19 protein-coding genes are annotated in these 19,819 nt (G+C 61.7%); 13 read left to right on the plus strand and 6 right to left on the minus strand.

The features are described from left to right. Positions 1-43 precede the first annotated feature (43 nt). A complete protein-coding gene (locus tag HS122_06210; protein ID MBE7537987.1) occupies positions 44-1,426 on the plus strand; it encodes a hypothetical protein in 1,383 nt (460 codons plus the stop codon). Positions 1,427-1,569: 143 nt separating this feature from the next. Continuing rightward, positions 1,570-2,634: a TlpA family protein disulfide reductase gene (locus tag HS122_06215; GenBank protein ID MBE7537988.1), complete on the plus strand. Its 1,065-nt coding sequence runs from the start codon at positions 1,570-1,572 to the stop codon at positions 2,632-2,634. A gap of 57 nt (positions 2,635-2,691) precedes the next feature. Here HS122_06215 and HS122_06220 read toward each other — a convergent pair whose 3' ends face one another. Continuing rightward, positions 2,692-4,467 carry a hypothetical protein gene (locus HS122_06220; protein ID MBE7537989.1) on the minus strand — a complete coding sequence of 592 codons (1,776 nt, stop codon included), beginning with the start codon at positions 4,465-4,467 and terminating at the stop codon, positions 2,692-2,694. A gap of 1,461 nt (positions 4,468-5,928) precedes the next feature. Between HS122_06220 and HS122_06225 the strand changes: the two genes are divergently transcribed. Beyond that, the gene (locus HS122_06225; protein MBE7537990.1) at positions 5,929-6,900 is read left to right on the plus strand and encodes a fused MFS/spermidine synthase; all 972 of its coding nucleotides are present in this window, start codon (positions 5,929-5,931) and stop codon (positions 6,898-6,900) included. Positions 6,901-6,903: 3 nt separating this feature from the next. Here the strand turns inward: HS122_06225 and HS122_06230 are convergent, their stop codons facing one another. Next, positions 6,904-8,202, minus strand: a complete 1,299-nt coding sequence (locus HS122_06230; protein MBE7537991.1) for a mechanosensitive ion channel family protein — start codon at positions 8,200-8,202, stop codon at positions 6,904-6,906. A gap of 140 nt (positions 8,203-8,342) precedes the next feature. Here HS122_06230 and HS122_06235 point away from each other — a divergent pair, with 140 nt between their 5' ends. Then, complete coding sequence (locus HS122_06235; protein ID MBE7537992.1) at positions 8,343-9,329, plus strand: TerC family protein; 987 nt, start codon at positions 8,343-8,345, stop codon at positions 9,327-9,329. Positions 9,330-9,395: 66 nt separating this feature from the next. Here the strand turns inward: HS122_06235 and HS122_06240 are convergent, their stop codons facing one another. Both HS122_06240 and HS122_06245 read right to left on the minus strand, forming a co-directional pair. Beyond that, positions 9,396-9,806: an Hsp20/alpha crystallin family protein gene (locus HS122_06240; protein MBE7537993.1), complete on the minus strand. Its 411-nt coding sequence runs from the start codon at positions 9,804-9,806 to the stop codon at positions 9,396-9,398. Between the two features lie 84 nt (positions 9,807-9,890). Further along, positions 9,891-10,337, minus strand: coding sequence for an Hsp20/alpha crystallin family protein (locus HS122_06245; GenBank protein MBE7537994.1), 447 nt, complete (start codon positions 10,335-10,337; stop codon positions 9,891-9,893). Positions 10,338-10,784: 447 nt separating this feature from the next. Between HS122_06245 and HS122_06250 the strand changes: the two genes are divergently transcribed. Then, positions 10,785-12,446, plus strand: coding sequence for a hypothetical protein (locus HS122_06250; protein ID MBE7537995.1), 1,662 nt, complete (start codon positions 10,785-10,787; stop codon positions 12,444-12,446). Positions 12,447-12,770: 324 nt separating this feature from the next. Here the strand turns inward: HS122_06250 and HS122_06255 are convergent, their stop codons facing one another. Further along, the gene (locus HS122_06255) at positions 12,771-13,007 is read right to left on the minus strand and encodes a hypothetical protein (protein ID MBE7537996.1); all 237 of its coding nucleotides are present in this window, start codon (positions 13,005-13,007) and stop codon (positions 12,771-12,773) included. Positions 13,008-13,410: 403 nt separating this feature from the next. Then, entirely contained in the window at positions 13,411-13,833 is a 423-nt protein-coding gene (locus HS122_06260; GenBank protein MBE7537997.1) for a hypothetical protein, read from the minus strand. 235 nt (positions 13,834-14,068) lie between these two features. On the opposite strand from HS122_06260, the gene HS122_06265 reads away from it, so the two are divergent. From HS122_06265 to HS122_06300, 8 genes are all read left to right on the plus strand, one after another. Beyond that, positions 14,069-14,260: a hypothetical protein gene (locus tag HS122_06265; protein ID MBE7537998.1), complete on the plus strand. Its 192-nt coding sequence runs from the start codon at positions 14,069-14,071 to the stop codon at positions 14,258-14,260. Between the two features lie 556 nt (positions 14,261-14,816). After that, positions 14,817-14,981 carry a hypothetical protein gene (locus HS122_06270; GenBank protein MBE7537999.1) on the plus strand — a complete coding sequence of 55 codons (165 nt, stop codon included), beginning with the start codon at positions 14,817-14,819 and terminating at the stop codon, positions 14,979-14,981. Positions 14,982-15,035: 54 nt separating this feature from the next. Next, positions 15,036-15,590, plus strand: coding sequence for a hypothetical protein (locus HS122_06275; GenBank protein MBE7538000.1), 555 nt, complete (start codon positions 15,036-15,038; stop codon positions 15,588-15,590). A gap of 308 nt (positions 15,591-15,898) precedes the next feature. Beyond that, positions 15,899-16,090: a hypothetical protein gene (locus HS122_06280; protein MBE7538001.1), complete on the plus strand. Its 192-nt coding sequence runs from the start codon at positions 15,899-15,901 to the stop codon at positions 16,088-16,090. Between the two features lie 226 nt (positions 16,091-16,316). Continuing rightward, complete coding sequence (locus tag HS122_06285) at positions 16,317-16,613, plus strand: hypothetical protein (protein ID MBE7538002.1); 297 nt, start codon at positions 16,317-16,319, stop codon at positions 16,611-16,613. Positions 16,614-17,450: 837 nt separating this feature from the next. Further along, complete coding sequence (locus tag HS122_06290; GenBank protein ID MBE7538003.1) at positions 17,451-17,564, plus strand: hypothetical protein; 114 nt, start codon at positions 17,451-17,453, stop codon at positions 17,562-17,564. After that, positions 17,513-18,013 (plus strand): hypothetical protein, encoded by a 501-nt coding sequence (locus HS122_06295; protein ID MBE7538004.1) that lies wholly within the window; start codon positions 17,513-17,515, stop codon positions 18,011-18,013. The genes HS122_06290 and HS122_06295 overlap by 52 nt, the downstream gene beginning before the upstream one ends. 173 nt (positions 18,014-18,186) lie before the next feature. After that, on the plus strand, positions 18,187-19,398 hold the full coding sequence (locus tag HS122_06300; GenBank protein ID MBE7538005.1) for a VCBS repeat-containing protein: 1,212 nt from the start codon (positions 18,187-18,189) through the stop codon (positions 19,396-19,398). Positions 19,399-19,819 lie beyond the last annotated feature (421 nt).

The raw sequence follows: 19,819 nt of genomic DNA on the forward strand, positions 1-19,819 counted from the left end.
GGCCGCCGGCCTTCCTCTGTCCATACGCCAGGTGGCAGCGCTCATGATGGCGTCGTTGTACGCGGCGGCCCTCTTTCTCGGCATTGTATGGCCGGGGATATTGAGCGCGGCCTCGGTCGAGGCAGACCGCTTCGGTGGCATGACATCATGGAGCATCCCGGCGCCAGGACGGTATCAGGTCATGCAGACTCATGGACGCTGGTGGCTCATCACCCCCGAGGGCCGCGGCATGGTGGCGCTCGGCTTGAACCATATCAACGAGCTGAAGCGACCGGCCGACTACTCCCGCACTCAGTTCGCCCGCCGGTTTGGCACGGACTGGCAGCGGGTCTTTGCAGAGGTGGAGCGGCAGTGCCGGCAATGGGGCTTCAACAGCGCCGGTTTCCAGGCCCCCGAAGAGCTGCGCAAATCCATGCCGTATGTCCTGAGCACAAAATTCATCGACGCGTCGTTCTGGCAGACGAAACTGACCTACCGCGACGTGTTTGCCCCGGAATTCACATCCACGGCGAAGTCCAAGGCGCATGCCGCCGCGGTCGAGATGAAAGCCAATCCGCTCTGCATCGCATGGACCTGGAATGACTCGCTCTGCTGGGACCTCGCATTGACCCGCAAATCGTTCGGAACCGACTTTGTCTCGTTTGTTAGGGGCCTGCGTCGGGGCGCGCCGGGACGGGTTCGCTATCAGTCATTCCTGCGGGAGCGGCACCCAAGTATCGACGCCCTGAATACAGCCTACGGCACCACCTTCGCCTCCTTTCAGGAAACCGCGAACGCCGACTGGTCGGCTCTCGATCGCGATCGGCCGGCGGTGTTCGCGGATGACCGTGAATTCCTGCGCCTGATCGCACGCCAGTACTACCAGACCATAAGCACGGCCTTTCGCCGCGAACATCCGCCGGGCCTGCTGATGGGTGATCGTTTCCACCTGCGCGACCATCCAGATGAAGTGCTCGAGGAGGCGGCGCGGTGCATCGACATCCTCGCCATCCAGCCAGGTGATCACTACCAGCCTTCCGTCGTTCCGCTTTCCCGCCCGGACGAGACTTGGTTCGATGCGGATGAGTTCGCCCGCCTGCACCGTCTGACGGGCAAACCTATTGTCATCGCCGACCATCAGACAGGGTTCTTCGATGACCAAACACCGAAAACCGGAGGCTGGTACCAGTACGCAAACGTGGACGAAGCCGCGGATTCGCAGGACCGTTTCCTGCGGGACACCTTCGCCCAAGGGTATGTCGTCGGCTACTTCCGCTGCCAGTACCTCACCCGCTATCACGACGAGGCGCGCCGGTTCAAACAAGGTCTGCTCCGCCCCGATGGCACCCCGTTTCAAGCATTCGTCGAGCGCATGCAGCACACGTACAAGGAAGTGCTCCAGGTTCTTCTCAAGGACAACGGATCCCTGAATCCAGCCGCCCCGTAGAGCGGCCGGCTGAATCCCATCAGCCATTGTCCGGTCGAGCACGCGCACGATCGTGCCAATGTCTCTCGGGCGTTGACTTGTTTTCACCGCGTCGCACAAGCTGGAGGCCGATCCGTCAGCTCCCCCTCAACACCCGACTCCCCATGTCCGCAATTCGACTCCACAGGGGCGTTGCCATGGCTGCATTGCTTGCCGTCGCGATTCCCGCTTTCACACAGGTCCCGCCGGCGAAGAAGGCGGATCCAGCCTCAGCCGCGTACGACGCGTTCACCAAGCTCAGAAACGACAAGGAGGCGAAGGTCGATCAGGCGCGCTTCCAGGTGGTCGCCGCCGCGGGGCTGGATTTTCTCACACAACATTCCGCCAGCTCGCGCACCACGTCCGTCATTTCCTCCCTCGCCAGTTATGGAGGATCCGGCAAGGAGAACGCTGCCAGGCGCATGGCGTGGATCATGTTTCTGAAGTTTGAACTGCTCTCGAGCCAGGGGAAGGAAGGTCTGGCTCCGGATGCTGTCGTCGCCCTGGCCGCACTCGACGCCGCGCTGGGGAACGCGCTGGCGCGGGAGAGTCTTTCGAGGGAAAACGTGGAGGCTTTTCGCTCAAAGATCGATGCACTTGCGCGGCTGCCAGGCAACGAACGATACCTCTACACCCAGGAACGCGCCTGGGGCGAACTTCTGAACGCAACCGGCCGCGCCACCCAGGCCGAGGCTTTCTACAAGGGCCTGCTCGAGCACAAGGACAAGCGCGTCGTCGACATGGCCACGGCTGAACTCGGCCTGATCGAGGCCCGGCGCACACCCTACACCGCCAGTTTCACCAGCATCGACGGCAAGCCCGTCGATTTCGGCCAGATGAGAAACAAGGTCGTGCTGATCGTATTCTGGTCGCCGCTGAATCAGGCCACGAGCAATGAGCAGGTTGCTCTGAGACAGCTCCACTCCGAGCTTCACAGGAAAGGCCTCGAGATCGTTGGGGTTGCCTGTGCCAAGGAGGAGGACCGCGAAAAGGTGACCGCCTTCCTCAAGAGCAAAAAGCTCCCCTGGCCCACTTGCTTCGACGGCAGGGAATTCAACGGCGATATCGCCAGAAAGTTCAACATCCGGTCCCTTCCCGCCGCAGCCATCCTCGACAAGGAGGGTCTGCTGGTGGCAACACCAACGTCGCGCTATGATCGGGAGGTCAAGCGCCTGCTGGGCGTCAAATAGGCGGTTCAAATCCGGCTCCCCAAGGTCCGAGCGGGCACTGTCAACAGGCTCAGTCGATCAATCGGAGCCGGACGAATTCTGCGCACCTGCCGACACGATCACTCCGGCCCGCGCAGACACGTCGCCCGCGGGGGCCGGGGCTGGAACCTGCAGGACATGGTCCGTCGGGCTGCGGAATGAGCGGCGCCCACGCATCAGCACAAGATCGATCTTGTATGGCCCCGGCGGAAGCTCGCTCCGCCGTATGACACAATAGAACCCGCTGAATTCCGCGTCAGTTCGATCCGGAAAGGCCTGGGCAAGGTCCGGTCGAAAATCAGGGAGGCCGCGATACAGGTACCTCTTCTCCCCCTGGCTCAACAGAACGTAGGGCTCAAGGCCGAGGGACACCTGCTGGCGCGTCAGCATCCAGCCTCGCACGTGAATGTTCCTCGGCCCGACAAAAATCTTGTCGAGATAGTACTTCAGGGGGTGTGGATCGAGCGACGGGAGGGGTTCGACCCGCCGGCTCATCCGGGGTTGAAGGCGAAAAATTCCGGCATCGCGCGCAGCCGACACGATCCGGTCAGCCTGCTCCGCGACGGGAAAAATCGGATGACGAATCCCGGCAAACGTGCCGTTCTCGTCGAAATAGCGCGCCGCCGCGACCCGGCGGTGCGAGAACCTGCGCGCCTCCTCGGAAAACTTCATCGACGCCGATGCGCTGATCGTGGCGGCCAGCATCAGGGCGGCGACGGACGCCACGACCTGGCTCCTCAAAGTGGGCAGCACGGAGGCCAGCAGCACGATGCATGCGGTCCAGGCGATTGCGCTCTGGACCATGTAGCGGGAGGAAAGTGGTGAGACTGCGATGAAGTTGACGCGACCATACGCGATGAGAGCGCAGGCAAGGATGGCATTGATCGCCACCGCACAGAGAAAAATATCGAGTCGGTTGCCACGAAGGACAAGCAGCAGCACCATCAGGACGCAGAGCACCAGCCCGGCCCACGGGGCGGCGGCCCTGCCGCCGAGGGACATGATGCCCCCAAGCATCGTGAGCCAATAGACAATCATGGCACGAAATCCCGCGAGCCCGTGAAACGGTGGCGCGACCATGGGAGCCGCGCCAAGGCGCCAGAGAAACAGGCCTGTCACCAGGGCGGAGAAACCAAGCCAGAGCCAGAATGCAGTGCGGCGTTTCTGGAGCCAGAGCGCGCACGCACCCGCCGCCAGCACTGCGACGCCATGGGCAAGCGTGAAGACGGCGAGGGTCGCAAGGACGCCGGCTGCGGCGGCCTGCCATCCTCCGCCACGGGTCAGAAAATAGAGACAGGATGTCGTCAGCAGGACGATCTGGAAATGGTCAATCGATGCGTAGGATGAGAACAGGTTCTCATAGTTCTGGAGTTGAAAGATGAGCAGGCTTGCCACCGCGGTCGCCAGCATCCCCAGCCACTTTGATCGGGCCGCATGGCCCAGGACCAGAATGGCGAGGAACGCGAAGAGGTTTCCCGCAATCGCCAGATGGACGAAGTTCACCTCCCCCGTCAGCTTGTAGAGAACAACCGTGATCAGCCGGCTCGTCAGCATCACGTGTTCGTTTGCCGCCGAAAAAAACCGGCTGATCGCCGTGGCGGTCGAATCCGAGCCGCAGACATGCAGAATGAAGCCGAGGACGGTCTCGAACTCATCCCACATCGGCATGTTCTTCAGGAAATACCATGCATCCCATGCGACAAGGATCACGGGGACAAGGGTGCTGAGAATCAGGCCCGCCGCGGCGGCTCCGCGCAGTCTCGAAGATGGATGCCACGCGCCGCTTGGAGGAGACGGAAGGTGGGGAGAACTCATGCGCTTCTCAGAAAGGCCCATGCGGAATGAGGAGCCGTGACCGTCAAGGAAGTTGGATCACGCCTGGATGGCAAGCCGCATCGCGGAGGCGGGACCAGAGGGAACAAATTTGCATTCCGCAGGGGACGGGCAACCATCGTCGCCCTGCCCATGCCCCTCTTTGCCCTGACGGTTTTCCTTGGCGCGTTTCTTCTGTTTCAGGTCCAGCCACTGATTGGAAAATACATCCTTCCCTGGTTTGGGGGCGGTCCGGGTGTCTGGACAACCTGCCTGATGTTCTTCCAGGCAGTCCTGCTGGGTGGGTACGCGTACGCGCACTTCTCGACCACCCATCTGAAACGACGGACGCAGGGCTGGCTTCATGCGGGCCTCCTGGTGCTCGCGCTGGTCACGCTGCCGATCATTCCGGCGGTCCACTGGAAGCCGGCGGGAAATACCGAGCCAATTGTGCGCATCCTGCTTCTGCTCACCACCAGCATCGGCCTGCCATATTTCGTGCTGTCTGCAACCGGTCCTCTCCTTCAGCGATGGTTCAGCCTGACGTTTCCCGAAACCTCACCCTACAGGCTCTACTCACTCTCCAACGCCGGATCGCTCCTCGCACTGCTGAGTTATCCCTTCCTTGTCGAGCCTCTGCTCAACCGCAGCACACAGGCCTGGATCTGGTCCGCCGGCCTCGGTGTGTTCGCCATCCTTTGCTGGGTGTGTGCGCGACGGATGATTTCCGCGCCGGAGGCTCCACGCCACGAACAGGCCGCAGGTGCCAGTTCATCCGAGGACCGGGTCGATGCGCCGGATGCGCCGCCGCCAGCGGGCATGCGCCTGCTCTGGGTGGCCTTCGCCTCGATCGCCTCGGTCCTCCTCATCGCGACCACCAACCAGCTCAGCCAGGACATCGCCGTCATCCCTTTTCTCTGGGTGCTTCCCCTGGTGATCTACCTGCTCAGTTTCATCCTCTGCTTTGATCATCCCCGCTGGTACCGCAGGGGGCTCTTCGCCGGAATGCTCGTCATTGGCGTTGTCGCCGTTTGCCGCATCCTGCAGACGGAATCGGGAACCTCCCTCAAATTCCAGCTGGCCAGCTATGGAGCAACGCTCTTCGCCGCCTGCATGATCTGCCACGGCGAGCTGTACCGGATCCGGCCGGCACCCCGCCATCTGACCTCCTTCTACCTGCACATCGCCACGGGAGGGGCCCTCGGCGGCGTGCTCGTCGGGGTGGTCGCTCCGCTGCTCCTCGACCGGTACGCGGAACTGCAGGCCGGACTTTGGGCGCTGAGCTATCTGCTGGGCGTCGTCTGCCTGCGCGACCGGGCGCGCGACATCGCCCAGGCGGCGGCCATCGGGGCGCTTGTATCCGCCGTGCTGCTACCGGCGTACCGGATCGACTGGACCGACGGCCTGAGGGAGAGCATCGCGGCATACCCGGGCTCCTTCGCATTGACCTACAAGGACCATTGGATGCTCATCGCGCTCTTCGTGGCGGCACTTATCCTGGCGTTCGCGGGCGGCTGGCGTCGCATCGCGCGGGACTGGCGGCCGCGCATGGGCGGATTTGTCATGATGCTTTCGGTCGGACTCGGCATCTTTTTCATCATCCAGCTGCATCACGCCGTTGGTTCCACCATCGCGGCCAGCCGCAATTTCTACGGCACCCTCCGCGTCTACGAGGAAATGCCCGACCGCGAATACGGCCGCAACACCAAGCTCGTGCATGGCGTCATCACACACGGCCTGCAGTTCTGGAACCCCGTCCAGAGCCGGTGGCCGACCACGTACTACGGCGAAACCAGCGGCGTCGGCCTCGCCATCAAGCACCTGAGCCGCCCCGAGGGGAGCCGCCGAATCGGACTGGTCGGACTGGGGACGGGCACCCTGGCGGCCTACGGAAGGAAGGGCGACCATCTCCGCATCTACGAGATCAACCCCGCCGTCGAGGCCATTGCCAGAAAGCACTTCACGTTCCTCGCCGAGTCTGAGGCCGGGGTGGATGTGATCCTCGGCGACGCACGCCTGTCGATGGAGCGCGAACTGGCCGCGGATTCGCCGCAGAACTTCGACCTGCTGGCGCTGGATGCCTTCAGCAGCGACTCCATCCCCATCCATCTCCTGACGCGCGAGGCGATGGAAACCTACCTTCGCCATCTGGCCCGGGACGGCATCATCGCCGTTCACATCTCGAACCGATATCTGGACCTCCAGCCGGTCGTCGAAAAACTCGCCGACACGTTCCACCTGGCCTCGGTGACCATCAACGACGAATCCGAAGACTCCTGGTGGATCTTTCGCACAAAATGGACGCTGCTCGCCCGGGACCCGGCGCTGCTGGCGGACAGCGAGCTCCAGGACAAGGCCAGCCCGCGTAGCAGCAAAACGGATACGATGCCCGCGTGGACCGATGACCACGCCAGCCTGATCCATGCGCTTCGCTAGCCGTCAGGCTTTCCCGCCACCTGACAGCCTCGAATGCTCCGCGGGAAGAACGACGGGCGGCATCGGAGCGGCAAACGAGACACCCCTGGCCCTCGCCGCACGCATGAAGGCGGCGTTCAAGCGCTGACGAAGCTCCATGTGTTTTCTGAAGTCATCGTCGACCGACATGTAAACGAGCCAGATGTCGAGCGAGGCCGGGCTGAGGTCCCTGAAATAGACCATGACGGAGCTGCGGTCGACGTCGGGCTGCGCAAGGATGATGCCCTGAAACTCCGCCACCAGCGCCTCCATGTCCTCCACGCTGGTGCCATGCGCCAGTGATACGACCTGCTCGACACGCCGCTGGGTGAAGCGCGAGAGATTGGTCACCACCTCGGTCGCCACCGTCCTGTTGGGGACAATCGTGACCGACTTGTCGGGGTTGCGCAGTTTGGTGGAGCGCAATCCGATGTCCTCGACCGTGCCGACATGGGCGCCGATCCTGACCGTCTCCCCCAGCTTGAACGGCTGGTCGATCGCGACCACGACGGAGCCGAAGAGATTCGCGATCGTATCCTGCGCCGCGAGGGCCATCGCCAGACCGCCGATGCCGAGCCCGGCCAGGAACGCCTTCACATCCGCACCGAGGCTCTGCGCAACCAACAGCACGCCGAAGACAAAGAAAATGGCGAGCAGCGTCTTCTTTATCCATGGCATGAACGCCGCAACGCCGAGCTGCCGCGCAGTCGCCACCTCCTGCATGTGGGCAAGGACCGTGTTGAACGCCCGAAGAAAAAGCCAGAAGACGAGCAGGGAGAAGGCGAGCGTCGAGCCGTAGGCCACAGCCTCGCTGCTCGCCGGTGAAAGCTTGAGCACCTTGAGGGCGGCGAGCGCGCCGAGAAGAATGATCAGGGCGCCCACGGGAGACGCCAGCGCGGGGAGGAGCTTGTCATCGAGCGTCGTGCCGGTGCGTGATGCCAGCCTGCGCAAAATGCCAAAAACGACGCGGGTGACGAGCCCGCGAACGATGATCGCGCCCACCAGGAAGAGCGCCGCCATGAGATAGCGGGGCGTGCTGTTGCCGCTGGTGCGCACATCAAACGCATCAAGGATGCCGTCAACCAGATGCTCCAGGAAATCCGAAGCCGGCACCTGCGCGTCACCGTGAGTCACGGCCGCGGCTGCGGCGGCTTGATTTCCAGCATCCGCTGCGGCTGCCTTCTCGGCGGCACCTTCCGACTGTCCGGCCGCAAGGAAAGGCAGACTGGCGGCAAGCAGGGCAATGCAGAGACGGGAGAGCGAAAGAAGGTTGAGCCGATTCATCGATGGGAAGCCCCGAGGATTGACGGAAATTCAGGGGATTGCCGCTTCAAATCGAAAAAAAACAAAAATTCCCACGATGGGCGTTCACCGGAACTCCCCTCTTGCAGCGGCACTCCCGTGGTGCCCATCCTCGGCCAACGATGAACCCGCCCAATCTCCTGGCCGTCCTGTCAGATCTCCCTCCGCTCCCAGGTTGGGCGTGGCTGGCGTTCTTTGGCTTCATCGCCGCCATGCTCGCCCTCGACCTGGGCGTCTTCCATCGCGACTCGCATGTCGTCTCCACCAAGGAGGCGCTGGTCTGGTGCGCGGTCTGGGCGGGACTCGCCCTCGCCTTCTGCGTGGTCCTGCACTTCTGGCGCGGCAGCGAATCCGCGCAGCAGTTTCTCGCGGGCTACTTGGTCGAACTCTGCCTGAGCGTGGACAATGTCTTCGTCTTCATCCTCGTCTTCGCTTATTTCAAGGTCCCCTCGCAATGGCAGCACCGCGTGCTCTTCTGGGGAATCCTGGGCGCGGTCGCGATGCGCGCAGTGTTCATCCTCGTCGGCGTCAGCGTGATCGCGCGCTTCCACTGGGTCATCTATCTTTTCGGCGCCTTCCTCGTGTACACCGGCATCAAGATGGCGTTCTCAAAGGGGGCCGAGGAGGAGATGCACCCCGAGAAAAACGTCGCAGTCCGCCTGTTTCGGAAGATCTATCCGGTGAGCCCAACCATGGACGGCGGCCATTTCTTCACCCGGTTGAGCGGGCGCAGGGTCGCGACACCTTTGTTCGTCGTCCTCATCGTCGTCGAGTCAACCGACCTGATATTCGCCCTCGACTCACTGCCGGCAGTGCTCGCGATCACCCGCGACGGCTTTGTCGCCCTGACTTCCAACATCTTCGCGATCCTCGGCCTGCGATCGCTCTATTTTGCATTGAGCGGCATCATGCAGCTCTTCCGCTTTCTGAAGTTCGGACTTTCGATCATCCTGGTTTTCATCGGCGTGAAGATGCTGATCACCTATTTTGAGTATCACATCGAGACATCCGCTTCGCTCGGTGTCATCGGCGGAATACTGCTGCTGTCGGTCCTTGCCAGCGTGCTGATCAAGGAGAAACCCAGGGCGGCGCACGGGCTGGAAAAATAGGAACCCGGCCCTCTTGCGGGACCGGGTTCACAGGACCGGATCGCTTTCCGCTCGCGCCGTCCGCGATCAGTCAACCGCGATCTTGCGCGGTTTGAGCGCCTCGGCCTTGGGCAGCGTCAGAGTGAGCACCCCGTCGCGAAGCTCCGCGTTGATCTTGTCGACATCGACCGACGCGTCATGGCTCAGCGTGAGACTGAATTCCGCCTCGACGCTTTCGCGGTAGAGCGACGTCCAGGTCTCCGGAGCCTTCCAGCCACGCCTGCCTGTGACCACGATTTCCTCGCGATCGGCGCTGATTTCCAAACCGTCCTTCGTGACTCCAGGAAGGTACACAGTAGCGGTGAACGCATCTGCCGTTTCCTGGACTCGATAGGCCGGTCGGACCGTCTGCATCGTGGTCGCGTCCGCCAATGGCAGTTCGTCACGGGTGCCGGATGGGCGATTGAATGAAGGGAGAATGGAATGTAATAGGCTCATGATGATATTTTGGAACTAGCGTTGTGATTGAAGTGTGCTGCGAATCGGGCGGGCGGCATGGCCCGCACCGACTCATGGTTTCGGTCAGCCGACCTGGACGGAGATCTTCCGTGGTTTCGCCTCTTCCTTCTTCGGGAGGGTTACCGTCAGGACTCCATTTTCATAGGTCGCCTTGACGGTGCTCGCCTGGACGTTCTCGGGAACGCTGATGACACGGCTGAAAGTCGTGGTTTCCGCGCTGTCGCCCTCGCCCCGCTTGCGCGAAGCCTTGATGGTGAGAGTCTGGTCGACCATGTCGACCTCGATGGCGTCGCGTGTGACACCCGGTAGGTCCGCCCGCACATACGCGTTGTCCTTGTCTTCGTACAGATCGACAGGAAACGCGGTGCCAAAGGCCTGGGTCATGCCGCCGAAGGCAGAGTTGAACAGGCGGTCGATCTCACCATCGAGTCCGTACCAAGGATTGCGCGATGCCGTGGTGGTCGGCGAGTAGCTGCGGTAGTTTGGATGATTGTAACGTACGAGTCTCATGATGTTTTATGGATTGATTTCGTTTTTGTTGGGAAGTGATGCTGCCTCTGTAGCGCCGTATATGCACAATCGGTGCCGTTCATCACGCACCCCTGCGCACCTTGTGAATCAGCACGTTATGTGATCCGGGAAAATGAGGGTGTGCAGCTTTTGCACCCTCGCCTGTCTCACGCTGCGCAGATTCGGCGCGTTCGATTCCGGGATTTCATCTCCAACTTGAAATCCCGCGCCAAGCAGCAACGGCCCCCTTCCGGTGACGTTTCGCAAAGCGCCACCCCTTGGACGAACGGCGCAGCCTTCGATGGCCCCCGAGGTGCCCACTGAAACCACACTCACCCGACATTCGTCTGTTTCAGATGGATCGTTCGCCGCGCTGCCAGTGAGTCTTCAGATCTGTCGTCCTGAACGAAGCGAAGGATCCAATTCCCGCCCGACTGTGATTCCATCATGAAACCTGCCGTTCCAATCATCACCGTCCTCCTATCTTTGACTGCTGGCATCGCGCTTTGGGGTTCGCAGAACGGGCGGGAAACCGACAATGCCAAGGCCGCGACCGACAAGAGTTCAGGGGCAGTCCTGACCCCCGAAATGTTTGGTGCCACCGGCAACGGAACGTCCCACCGGCTTTCCGAGAAATACAAGACCATCGCCGACGCCCGTAAGGACTATCCCGGTGTCCAGGACTTGAACATCACCTTCGATGGCGCCGCCTTTCAGAAGGCAGTCGATACGGCTTCCGCGAGCGGCGGCGAGGTCGCGGCCGAAGGCAGGTACGTCATCAATTCACCGATTGTCATGAAGGACCACGTGGTCGTCGACGGCAGGAACAAGGGCACCCTGACCAACGATCGGTCCCGGGGAAAGATGCTCAACTGGGCCTTTCTTTTTGGCGACCATGCACCGTATGGCTTCAACAAGGCCGGCAACAACGGGGCGGGGTACGAATTTTATGATGTCAACGAGCCGATGAAAATCGGGCGCGATTTCCTGACGTTGGCTCATGACGCCGACGCGTCGGCGTTCAAGATGGATCAAATCGTGATGGTGGTGTCGGCCTTCAAAAGGAATCAGAACCTCTCAAGGGTCATGCTGCCGTACCATGTCACCATTGCGAAAATCGTGAAGCTGGACGGCAATCGGATCCATTTTGAGCATCCTTTTGACGAGGACGTGGATTCGGTTCAAATCTGTGCGAACGGAAATTTCGACAGCCATACCGGCATAAATTTCGGGGGCGTGCAGGATGTCACCCTCAGGAATCTCACCATTGATGCCGCCCAGATCTCCGGGAGCGAGTATGCGTACAAGTGCCATATCGACAACATCCACCTGATCGACGGCGTCCGGTTGGTGGGAATGAACGCGATGGCCTACTCCACCTTCACGAACATCACCGGCACCTTCGCCTGGCGATGCATCGAGATAAAAACCGGCTCGCACAACCTGCTCGTCAAAAATATTCGCGGCACCTGCAAGCCCATCCCCGGGTTTCCCAAAGTCATCGATGCCATCTCGATCGGCCAGTACAACCGGGGTGTCACCGTGGACGGCTTCGACATCGACTTCGGCGCGGCGGCCCCGAGGATCTCCACCGTGGGTTTCCGCTCAAGGAAGGCGGTGATTTCCAACGGGGTGATCACCTGCACGCATCAAACCACCCCCTTTGTCACTTTCCACAACGAACACTATTTGGCCGATCCGCGCTTCGGCTGCCAGGGCAACAGGCTGACGAACGTGAAGTTCCACGGGGGCTCAAGAATGAAATTCGTGTTCGAAATGGGTGACGGCACCGCCCCAAACAAGGACAAACGAAAGGACAATTGGGTCACCCAGCGGAAACTGGCCCACAGTCAAAGCAAGGCGGCAAGAACCGGCGAGCCTGCCGATCCGGACGAAATGTTCGACGCCCCGAAAACCGAGAATGTCTATCCCGAGGGAAACCTCGTCGAGCATTGCCTGTTCCAGGGCGGTGGCGCCCATTCCGCGGTCAGCCTCAAGGGCGGCTCGGGGAACATCATCCGCAACTGCACGTTCCCGGACGCGCACCTGAAGGCTGCCCCCGCCTTCCTTTCCTCAAACCAGCTCGTCGACAATACATTCAGGAAGTAGCCCCTGCCCCCATTCATAATGGCAGGCCAGCCATGTTGGCGCCGCACGGACTGACCTCGCGCCCTCAACGGATCGCATCAAGGTATGTCCAAATCAAACTCACATTTCTCCGTCATGGGCTGTGGATATTTCGCCCCGTTGGGGCTCCGGAGGCGCGCGGCGGGGATCGATGATGTTGCGTCAGTTTGCGGTTCCGCGTCGGCGCGCAAACGGCGCAATCCATGGCAGCCCAAGGCAACGCCTTGGGTATATTCGTCAGTCTCCAAAGCGAGCCCTGTAGGGGCGGCCCAACGCAATCCCGCGCGCAAACTGGAACGGCCTTTCTCAGGAGATCAGCCTCCTCCTCGCTGTCTGGCTGGCACACGTGCCTATCCTCCCGATGATCTTCGCGGCCCCTATGCTGACATCAACTTCCTCAACGACCGGGCATGCAATAAACTTGGTCTCCTCGCATGTTGGGGCGAACCTGCCTGGGGACTCGCCTTCGAACACGAGCATTTTGACCCAGAACAAATTGATCTCATCGAAACCCAACAACCTCGCGTACTTCCATCTCAACATGAATCAGCCCTTCGTCACAGCGCGCCGAACTCGAGCTCCTTGAGGTAGATGAAGTCCGGCGTCCTGGCGGATCTTCGCCAAACGAGGACTCTCGAAGAAAGCCCTCGCCGCCGCAGTCGACGCCCACACCGAAAAGTGGGAGATCCACCTCGGTTCATTTTCGAAGCGAAGCACCTGATACGAGCGTTCGCCGGCTTCCGCTTTGGAGATGCAAGCGACAGTGATCCGAGCACGGCTCGGCACACCGCCGGTCAGAGTCAACGCCCGGAGCGGCTTATGCCAGCGGCTAATTCAGTTACCATGTCGTGGTAATAGGTCTTCTCCGCATTTCAAAAAATGCGACACGGGGTGAATCGGCGACGCCCGCAGGGGCGTAACGAGATGAGACGAACTGCGTTCGATTTCATGCACACGACTTCACGACTTTCCACAGCAAGGACCATTTCTGTTTTTGGATCAGAATTTCCGAATACCCCGACGCGACCGGGAAGCTTTCACCCAATGTCGCATTCGAGTTTTCCGCAGAATCCAGCCTCGGCATCCCTGCGCTTCGTCCGCTCGCTCCAGCAATCTTGAACGCGCATCCGCAAATTTTCCACTGCACCAACCCATGAATCCCGCTGCCTGCATCTCCAGCTTGATCGTCGCCGTACTGGCTTCGCCACATTTCTTCCAAGTGCAAGGGCCAGTCGGAAACCGGGATCATCGCGCGAAACCATTTGTCGTGGAAGGCACGCCCGTGGTGGCGCAAGTCTTTCGAAGGCAGGTGAGGAGGCAGCAGTTCAGGCGATTCCCTGCTGGCAGCGCGCCAAAAGGCCGCGGGCAAGCGTGCTCGCGATCTCCGAAACGACCCGATTGGCAAGGAGACTTTGCATCGGCAGGAGACATAACGATCAGGTTTTGCCTTCGAGCCCGTGAACCTGCCTCCCGGAGCCTACGGCAGACTGGTTGTCCAAGGCAGCCCGCGTGGTGCTTGGCGAAGCGGGGGCAACAAAGCCCGCGCGATATGACTTTTCAGCGATCGAGTTGCTGGCGGGGCAAGCATCGACCTTGCGGGCCCGGTGACATTGACCACCGATGGCTTCGACAAACTGGACGGTGTGATAGGGCGCGAGGATCTGCCGGGATGGCTCGATCTGCGAATCTCCGGCCGTGCGTTCACGGTCGGCCCAAAGGCGCGCGTCTACGGTTCGGTCTATGCGCCCGAGAGCACCGTTCGCCTCCAGTCCAAAGCCGCGTTGACGGTTGGATAGTCGGCGACGATGTCACCTTGGAGCGCGGCGGGCACCTCAACGCCATGCGCATGGTTTGGTCCCTGGGATCGCGTTCGGACCCAAGGCCCACTTCCCCAACGCGCCGTGCTCGCGCAGGGGCGTCTCGAACGATTCATCGCGTCCCACAAAGCGCGCGTTGCAGCAAATCTCGATTTTTCCGCGGACATACCTGAGCTCTGTTGACCCGGTCGCCGGCAACCGCAATCCGCCAAGGACGAGCCTGAGGAAAGGCTCTGGTACTTCCAGCCTGTTCGCTGCTCTTTCTTTCGGGGACCTGATCAGGCAAGGATCGTCATCGAACAGGCGCCGGCAAAGGGACAGGCAAGGCGGGAGTCTGTGGTGGCCACAATGACGCGAAACGATTTCGAGGGAATCCTGGCGGTCGCCCGGGAGAAGATTCCGGGAGGCCGTCCGCCGGATTGAGGCGGATCCCCTGCTTCAGAGTTTGTTCTTCGAGCGAAGAAGCCAGCGCAGGCACGGCGGCGCGTCGGAAAACCTCTGACCCACACAAGGACCGCCATGAAACTCAGGATCCTTGCGCTCGTTTTCGCCCCTGCCACCCGTGTATCTCGGTTACGACGTGACCGTCACCGGAGCAACCACCGGCATCGTCTGGGGCACCGGCGTCTATACTCATGACAGCAACATTGCGACTGCCGCCGTGCACGCGGGCCCATCGCACCCGGCCAGACTGCTCTGATCACAGTCACCCGCTTCCCGGACAAAGCAGCTACACCGGATCGACCGCCAACGGGTGACCACCTACAGCTATGGATCGTGGTATTCGAGCATTTCATTGTCGCTCGCATCGGGCGGCAGCACACCACCCGCGATCCAGTTCCCGCCGGGCTCAGGCATCACTCAGGCGAACGGCGTCCTCACCGCGTACACAGGGTCGCAGATCACGATCAGTCTCTCGGCGAGCGACGCCGATGGCGACCTGAACCATGAACCTCATGAGCCAGGAGACTCATTTTCTGGCTTCATGGACAATCCTCGGTGGTTCCTACAGCAACAGCGTGACGCTCACGACGCCGACCTCCAACGACATGGGTGCTTCGGGGTGGTGGACGATCAGGCCGGCAACACGGGCGACAGCGGCTGGTACACGATCCAGATCGTGAATCCGAACACCAATTCCGCACCCACCGCCCGATCTCAGGTCCCGCCTCGCTCCACAACCGGGCAGGACGGCACGTGGAACTATTCGGCATCGGATTCCAATGCGAACCTGTACCGGTGGCGGCAGGTGATCGCCGGGGTGCCCTGCATGGAGCTACATCCGGCGGCAGCGCCTCCTCCAGCCTGACCATGTCCTTTGTCTCCGCGGGACCCCCACAATCACGATTGAAGTGGAGGATTCCAATGGCGCCACCGGCACCGCGTCGACGTCCGTCGTCGTCACGCTCCTCCGGCCACGAGCCTGCCCTACACCGTCTCATCGAGCTACGCGGCTCATTACACCTACCCCGCGCTCGCGCCCAATTACACCTACCTGAACGACGGCCGCGCGCATGACAACTCCTACGGGTATGCGTCCGACACCGCTGCGGCGAACTGGCTCATGGCGGATTTGGCAGTGCAAAGCGGATCACCAAGGTTCATGTGGGCGGGGGCATGCTCGCGGGATGGGCCACGGGCATCCGACTATTCGGACGGCTCGATCCTCAGTACTCCAGCGACGGCACCAACTGGAGCACCGCATACACGTTCAGCACCGGGTATTCGAAGACGGGCACAAGTGTCAGCATCGACATTGTCGCCCGGTACTGGCGGCTCCTATCGGACGAGTTGGTCTGGCACGACTGAATTCCGATTCGAGGGCACCGCCGTCGTCAGCCCAGCCATTAGCCACGATCTCCGTTGTCAACGGAACGAGCAGCGGCCAGAGCTCCGTCACCGCCACCGAGGAACGGTGTTTCCTGATCACCGCGAATCCGCCGCCCGCCGGTCAATTGTTTTCCCAATGGACGAAGTCCGCCGGGCACGCTGGCCGTCAGCACAAGCGCCTCGACAAACTTCACTGTCGGCAACGGTGCGGGCCACCCTGACCGCAAACTACCTCGCCAACACCGCGCCCACCGCATCCATTGGTGCCTCCGGTGCGACAACGATAGCCGCGGGATCGACGGCCACGATCCTCTATTCCTCGCGACTCCACCTCGAACCTTTCCCAATGGCGGGTGAGTCTCTGCCAAACTCGGCAAACTGGACGCCGATAGCCGGAGGAAGCCAGTCGGCACAGTTCAACCATACGTTCCCCACCGCCGGTGCCTACACCTTCAAACTCGAAGTCGTCGACACCCGGGCGCAAGCGCCACGGCGCAGCTGACCTTCACCGTGCAGTCGCAGGTTTCGGTCAGACGCCAAACCCGGTCGCCCTGGGACAGACTGTCACCGTGAGCTACACCGAGCACCGACAACGTCCTCCTGGCTTGGCATCTACCCTCGTCCGAAGCGACACGAGTCCCATCAAGTCCGGATCTGTGCCCAGCGCGGGTTCGGGCTCGGTGAACTTTGCCGTCGACAGGCCTCCTGCCACCCGGCACAATGCCCGGCTCTTCCGTGCAACGGGCGGTTATGTCAAACTGGGAACCTCGGGCAATTCCACGGTCCAGGCGGCCGCAACCACAGTCTCACCGTCAATGGCGGCACTGGCAGCGCGAGCGGCCTTCCGCCAACGCCCGGTCGCCATCCGTGCAACACCGCCCGCAGGCATGGCGTTCAGCCACTGGTCAAAATCCAGCGCCGACGGCGGTTACTTCTTCAATGCCTACTCGCCATCGACCAGCCATGCGCTGAACGGAGCCAGCGCGGTCGTTCAGGCCAACTTCACGACGAACACGGATCCCAATGCCGACAATGATTCCGACGGCCTGCCCAATGGATGGGAGCTCCTACGGTCTCAATCCGGCCTCCGCCTCCGACGCCCTGCTCGATCCGGACAACGATGGTTGAACAATCTTGCCGAATACAACCTCGGCACAAGTCCCCTGATCTACAACCCGGCGCCGCAGAATCCGGTCCGCTCGCAAAACCCGCTGGCTGGGCCGTCGCCAACACCGCCAACACCGGGTCGTCGGGCGCCACTGTCGGCCAGGCCAGTGTGGATGCCTTCGGAGCCTTTCACCTATTCCATCCCTCTTGGACAACACCAGGCTCCTCCGGCATGGAGCCGAAAGTCGCCCTCAACTACTCCAGTCAGTCTGGAAATGGTATCGCCGGATTCGGATGGTCGCTTCAGGAGTTTCGGCGATCACCCGAGGCCCGCAGTCCAAGGTGATCGATGGCGCCAACCGCGGAGTCAGCCTGACGGACGCGGACCGCTTCTATCTCGACGGCCAGCGGCTGGTGCTGGTGGCGGGCATTCACGGTGCTCCCAACAGCGAGTACCGCACCGAAATCGATTCGATCACCAGAATCGTTGCCAACGGCTCCGCAGGCTCGGGTCCCGCCTCTTTCACCGTGTACACCAAGGCCGGGCTCGTCCTGCAGTTTGGCCAGACGGCGGACTCGGCGCTCGACGCCATGTCGAGCGGCGCCGGCGAGGCGGCCCTACTCCCGCGCCGAAAAGGTCTCGTGGCATGTCAATCGCATCACCGACACCACGGGCCCTTCATGACCTTTGAGTACGAGGAGGACGCCGTTCAGGGCTCCCACCGCCCGCACCGCATCAACTACACGACGGCAGCGGCGGAATCGCCCGTACGCGTCGCTTCGTTTCGAGTATGAGGCGCGCCCCGACTGGTCGCAGGGCTACTTTGCCGGCAGCCCGCTTTCCAACACCGTTCGGCTGAAAACTGTTAAATCGTATTTCGGCGAGAGTGTTGCCCGCACCTACACGCTCAACTACCCGCGTCAACTCCGGCACACAGCTGTACACCAACCGCAGCATCCTAACCTCCTTGGTCGAGACCGGAAGCGACGGCAAATCCTACCCGCCGCTAACCTTTGCGTACGAGGACAACGCCTACGGCTGGACCCTCGCAAACCAGTACTCGCCCGCCTACTACCTCGCCGACAACTCCAACGAGGGACGCCCGGCAGGCTCAGGCTTTGTGGATTTCGACGGCGACGGTCGCGTCGACTTCGTCGCCCGGCGCGACGGCATGGGCATCAATCTGGCCAAACGCAACACCGGCGCCGGCTGGGTCGATAGCACCAACTATCTCCTGCCGCACCCGCTCGCGTTTTCAAATTCGGCACTGGACACCGGAGGACGCTTTGTGGACGTCGACGGCGATGGCCTGGTCGACTACCTGTGGTGGCGCATGGGCGCTGGCGGCGACACCCATGAGAAGGGAGCACGGCGCAACACCGGCACCGGTTGGGAAACAGCCCCCGCCTCGTGGACTCCGCCTTCCCCGACCGCCAAGGATGACAAGCCCCTGCACGGAGCGCGGTTCATGGACGTCAACGGCGACGGTCGTGTAGACATGGTCAGTCACATCCGCACCGGCCAGTATGCCACCCAGAACATCTTCGTCTACCTCAACACCGAATCCGGCTGGCAGTACGATGCAGCCTACAGCACGATCAGCCACGACATCGCCCAGTGGAAGGGCCGGTTCATTGACTTGAATGGCGATGGCCTGGTTGACATCGCCGCCTACTACCATGGCAACGGCCAGACGCTTCGGAAGAGCTGGCTCAACACGGGCTCTGGCTGGCAGGATGCGCCCGCCTACTACCTTCCGCGCCTGATTGCCGATGACCGCAATTTCTCGGTCGGAGCGGAGTTTGCCGATGTCAATGCCGACGGACTGCCGGATCTGCTCTGGTACCGCGAGCCCGGAACGGTCGACAGGGGCTGCGCGATGAACACCGGCACCGGCTGGCGGATCACGGCCTCGGAAACAGCCCGGTTTGCCGCCCCACACCCCCTCGCACGCGACGGCTACCGAAACGCCGGAGGCGCCTTCATCGATCTGAATCTCGACGGCATTGCCGACCTCGCATTCAGCCGCCAGTTCAGTGGGCAGGCGGCCGAAAACACACGCTCTACGGAACCGGTCGCGACTTTGTACATGCCGGTGCCAGTGCTCCGCACGATCTGCATCACTTGCTGCTGCTTCAGGATGGCGTGGATCAGACTGGGGCTGATTTTGTCGATCTGAACGGCGATGGCGCCTGTCGACTGCGTCTGGTACCGCAAGCATGCCAATGGGACGGAGTTCTCCGCGGCCTACCTCAATCAGTCCAAGCCGATCGCGGATCGAGATCAAAAGCGTCACCAATGGCACGGGTGTTCGGGTGGAGGTTGCCTATGACTCCTGCTCAATCCCGTCGTCTACACGAAGGCGGCCAATAACGACGACCTGCCTGAGCCAGACCGCCCCAAGGTCGTCAATATGACCGGCCCTCGGCAGGTGGTCTCCAGTCTGAAGAACGAGGACGGCATCGGGGCGTGCACGAATTGCGGTACTCCTACGCCTTCCTGCGCCCACCCCTGAGCGCGGTTCGCTCTGGTTTGGCTACATGAAGGTTCATGATTTGAAGACCGACATCCGCACCCATTCCTTCTATCGGCAGGACTTC

This window comes from Opitutaceae bacterium, assembly GCA_015075305.1.
GTDB lineage: Bacteria > Verrucomicrobiota > Verrucomicrobiia > Opitutales > Opitutaceae > UBA6669.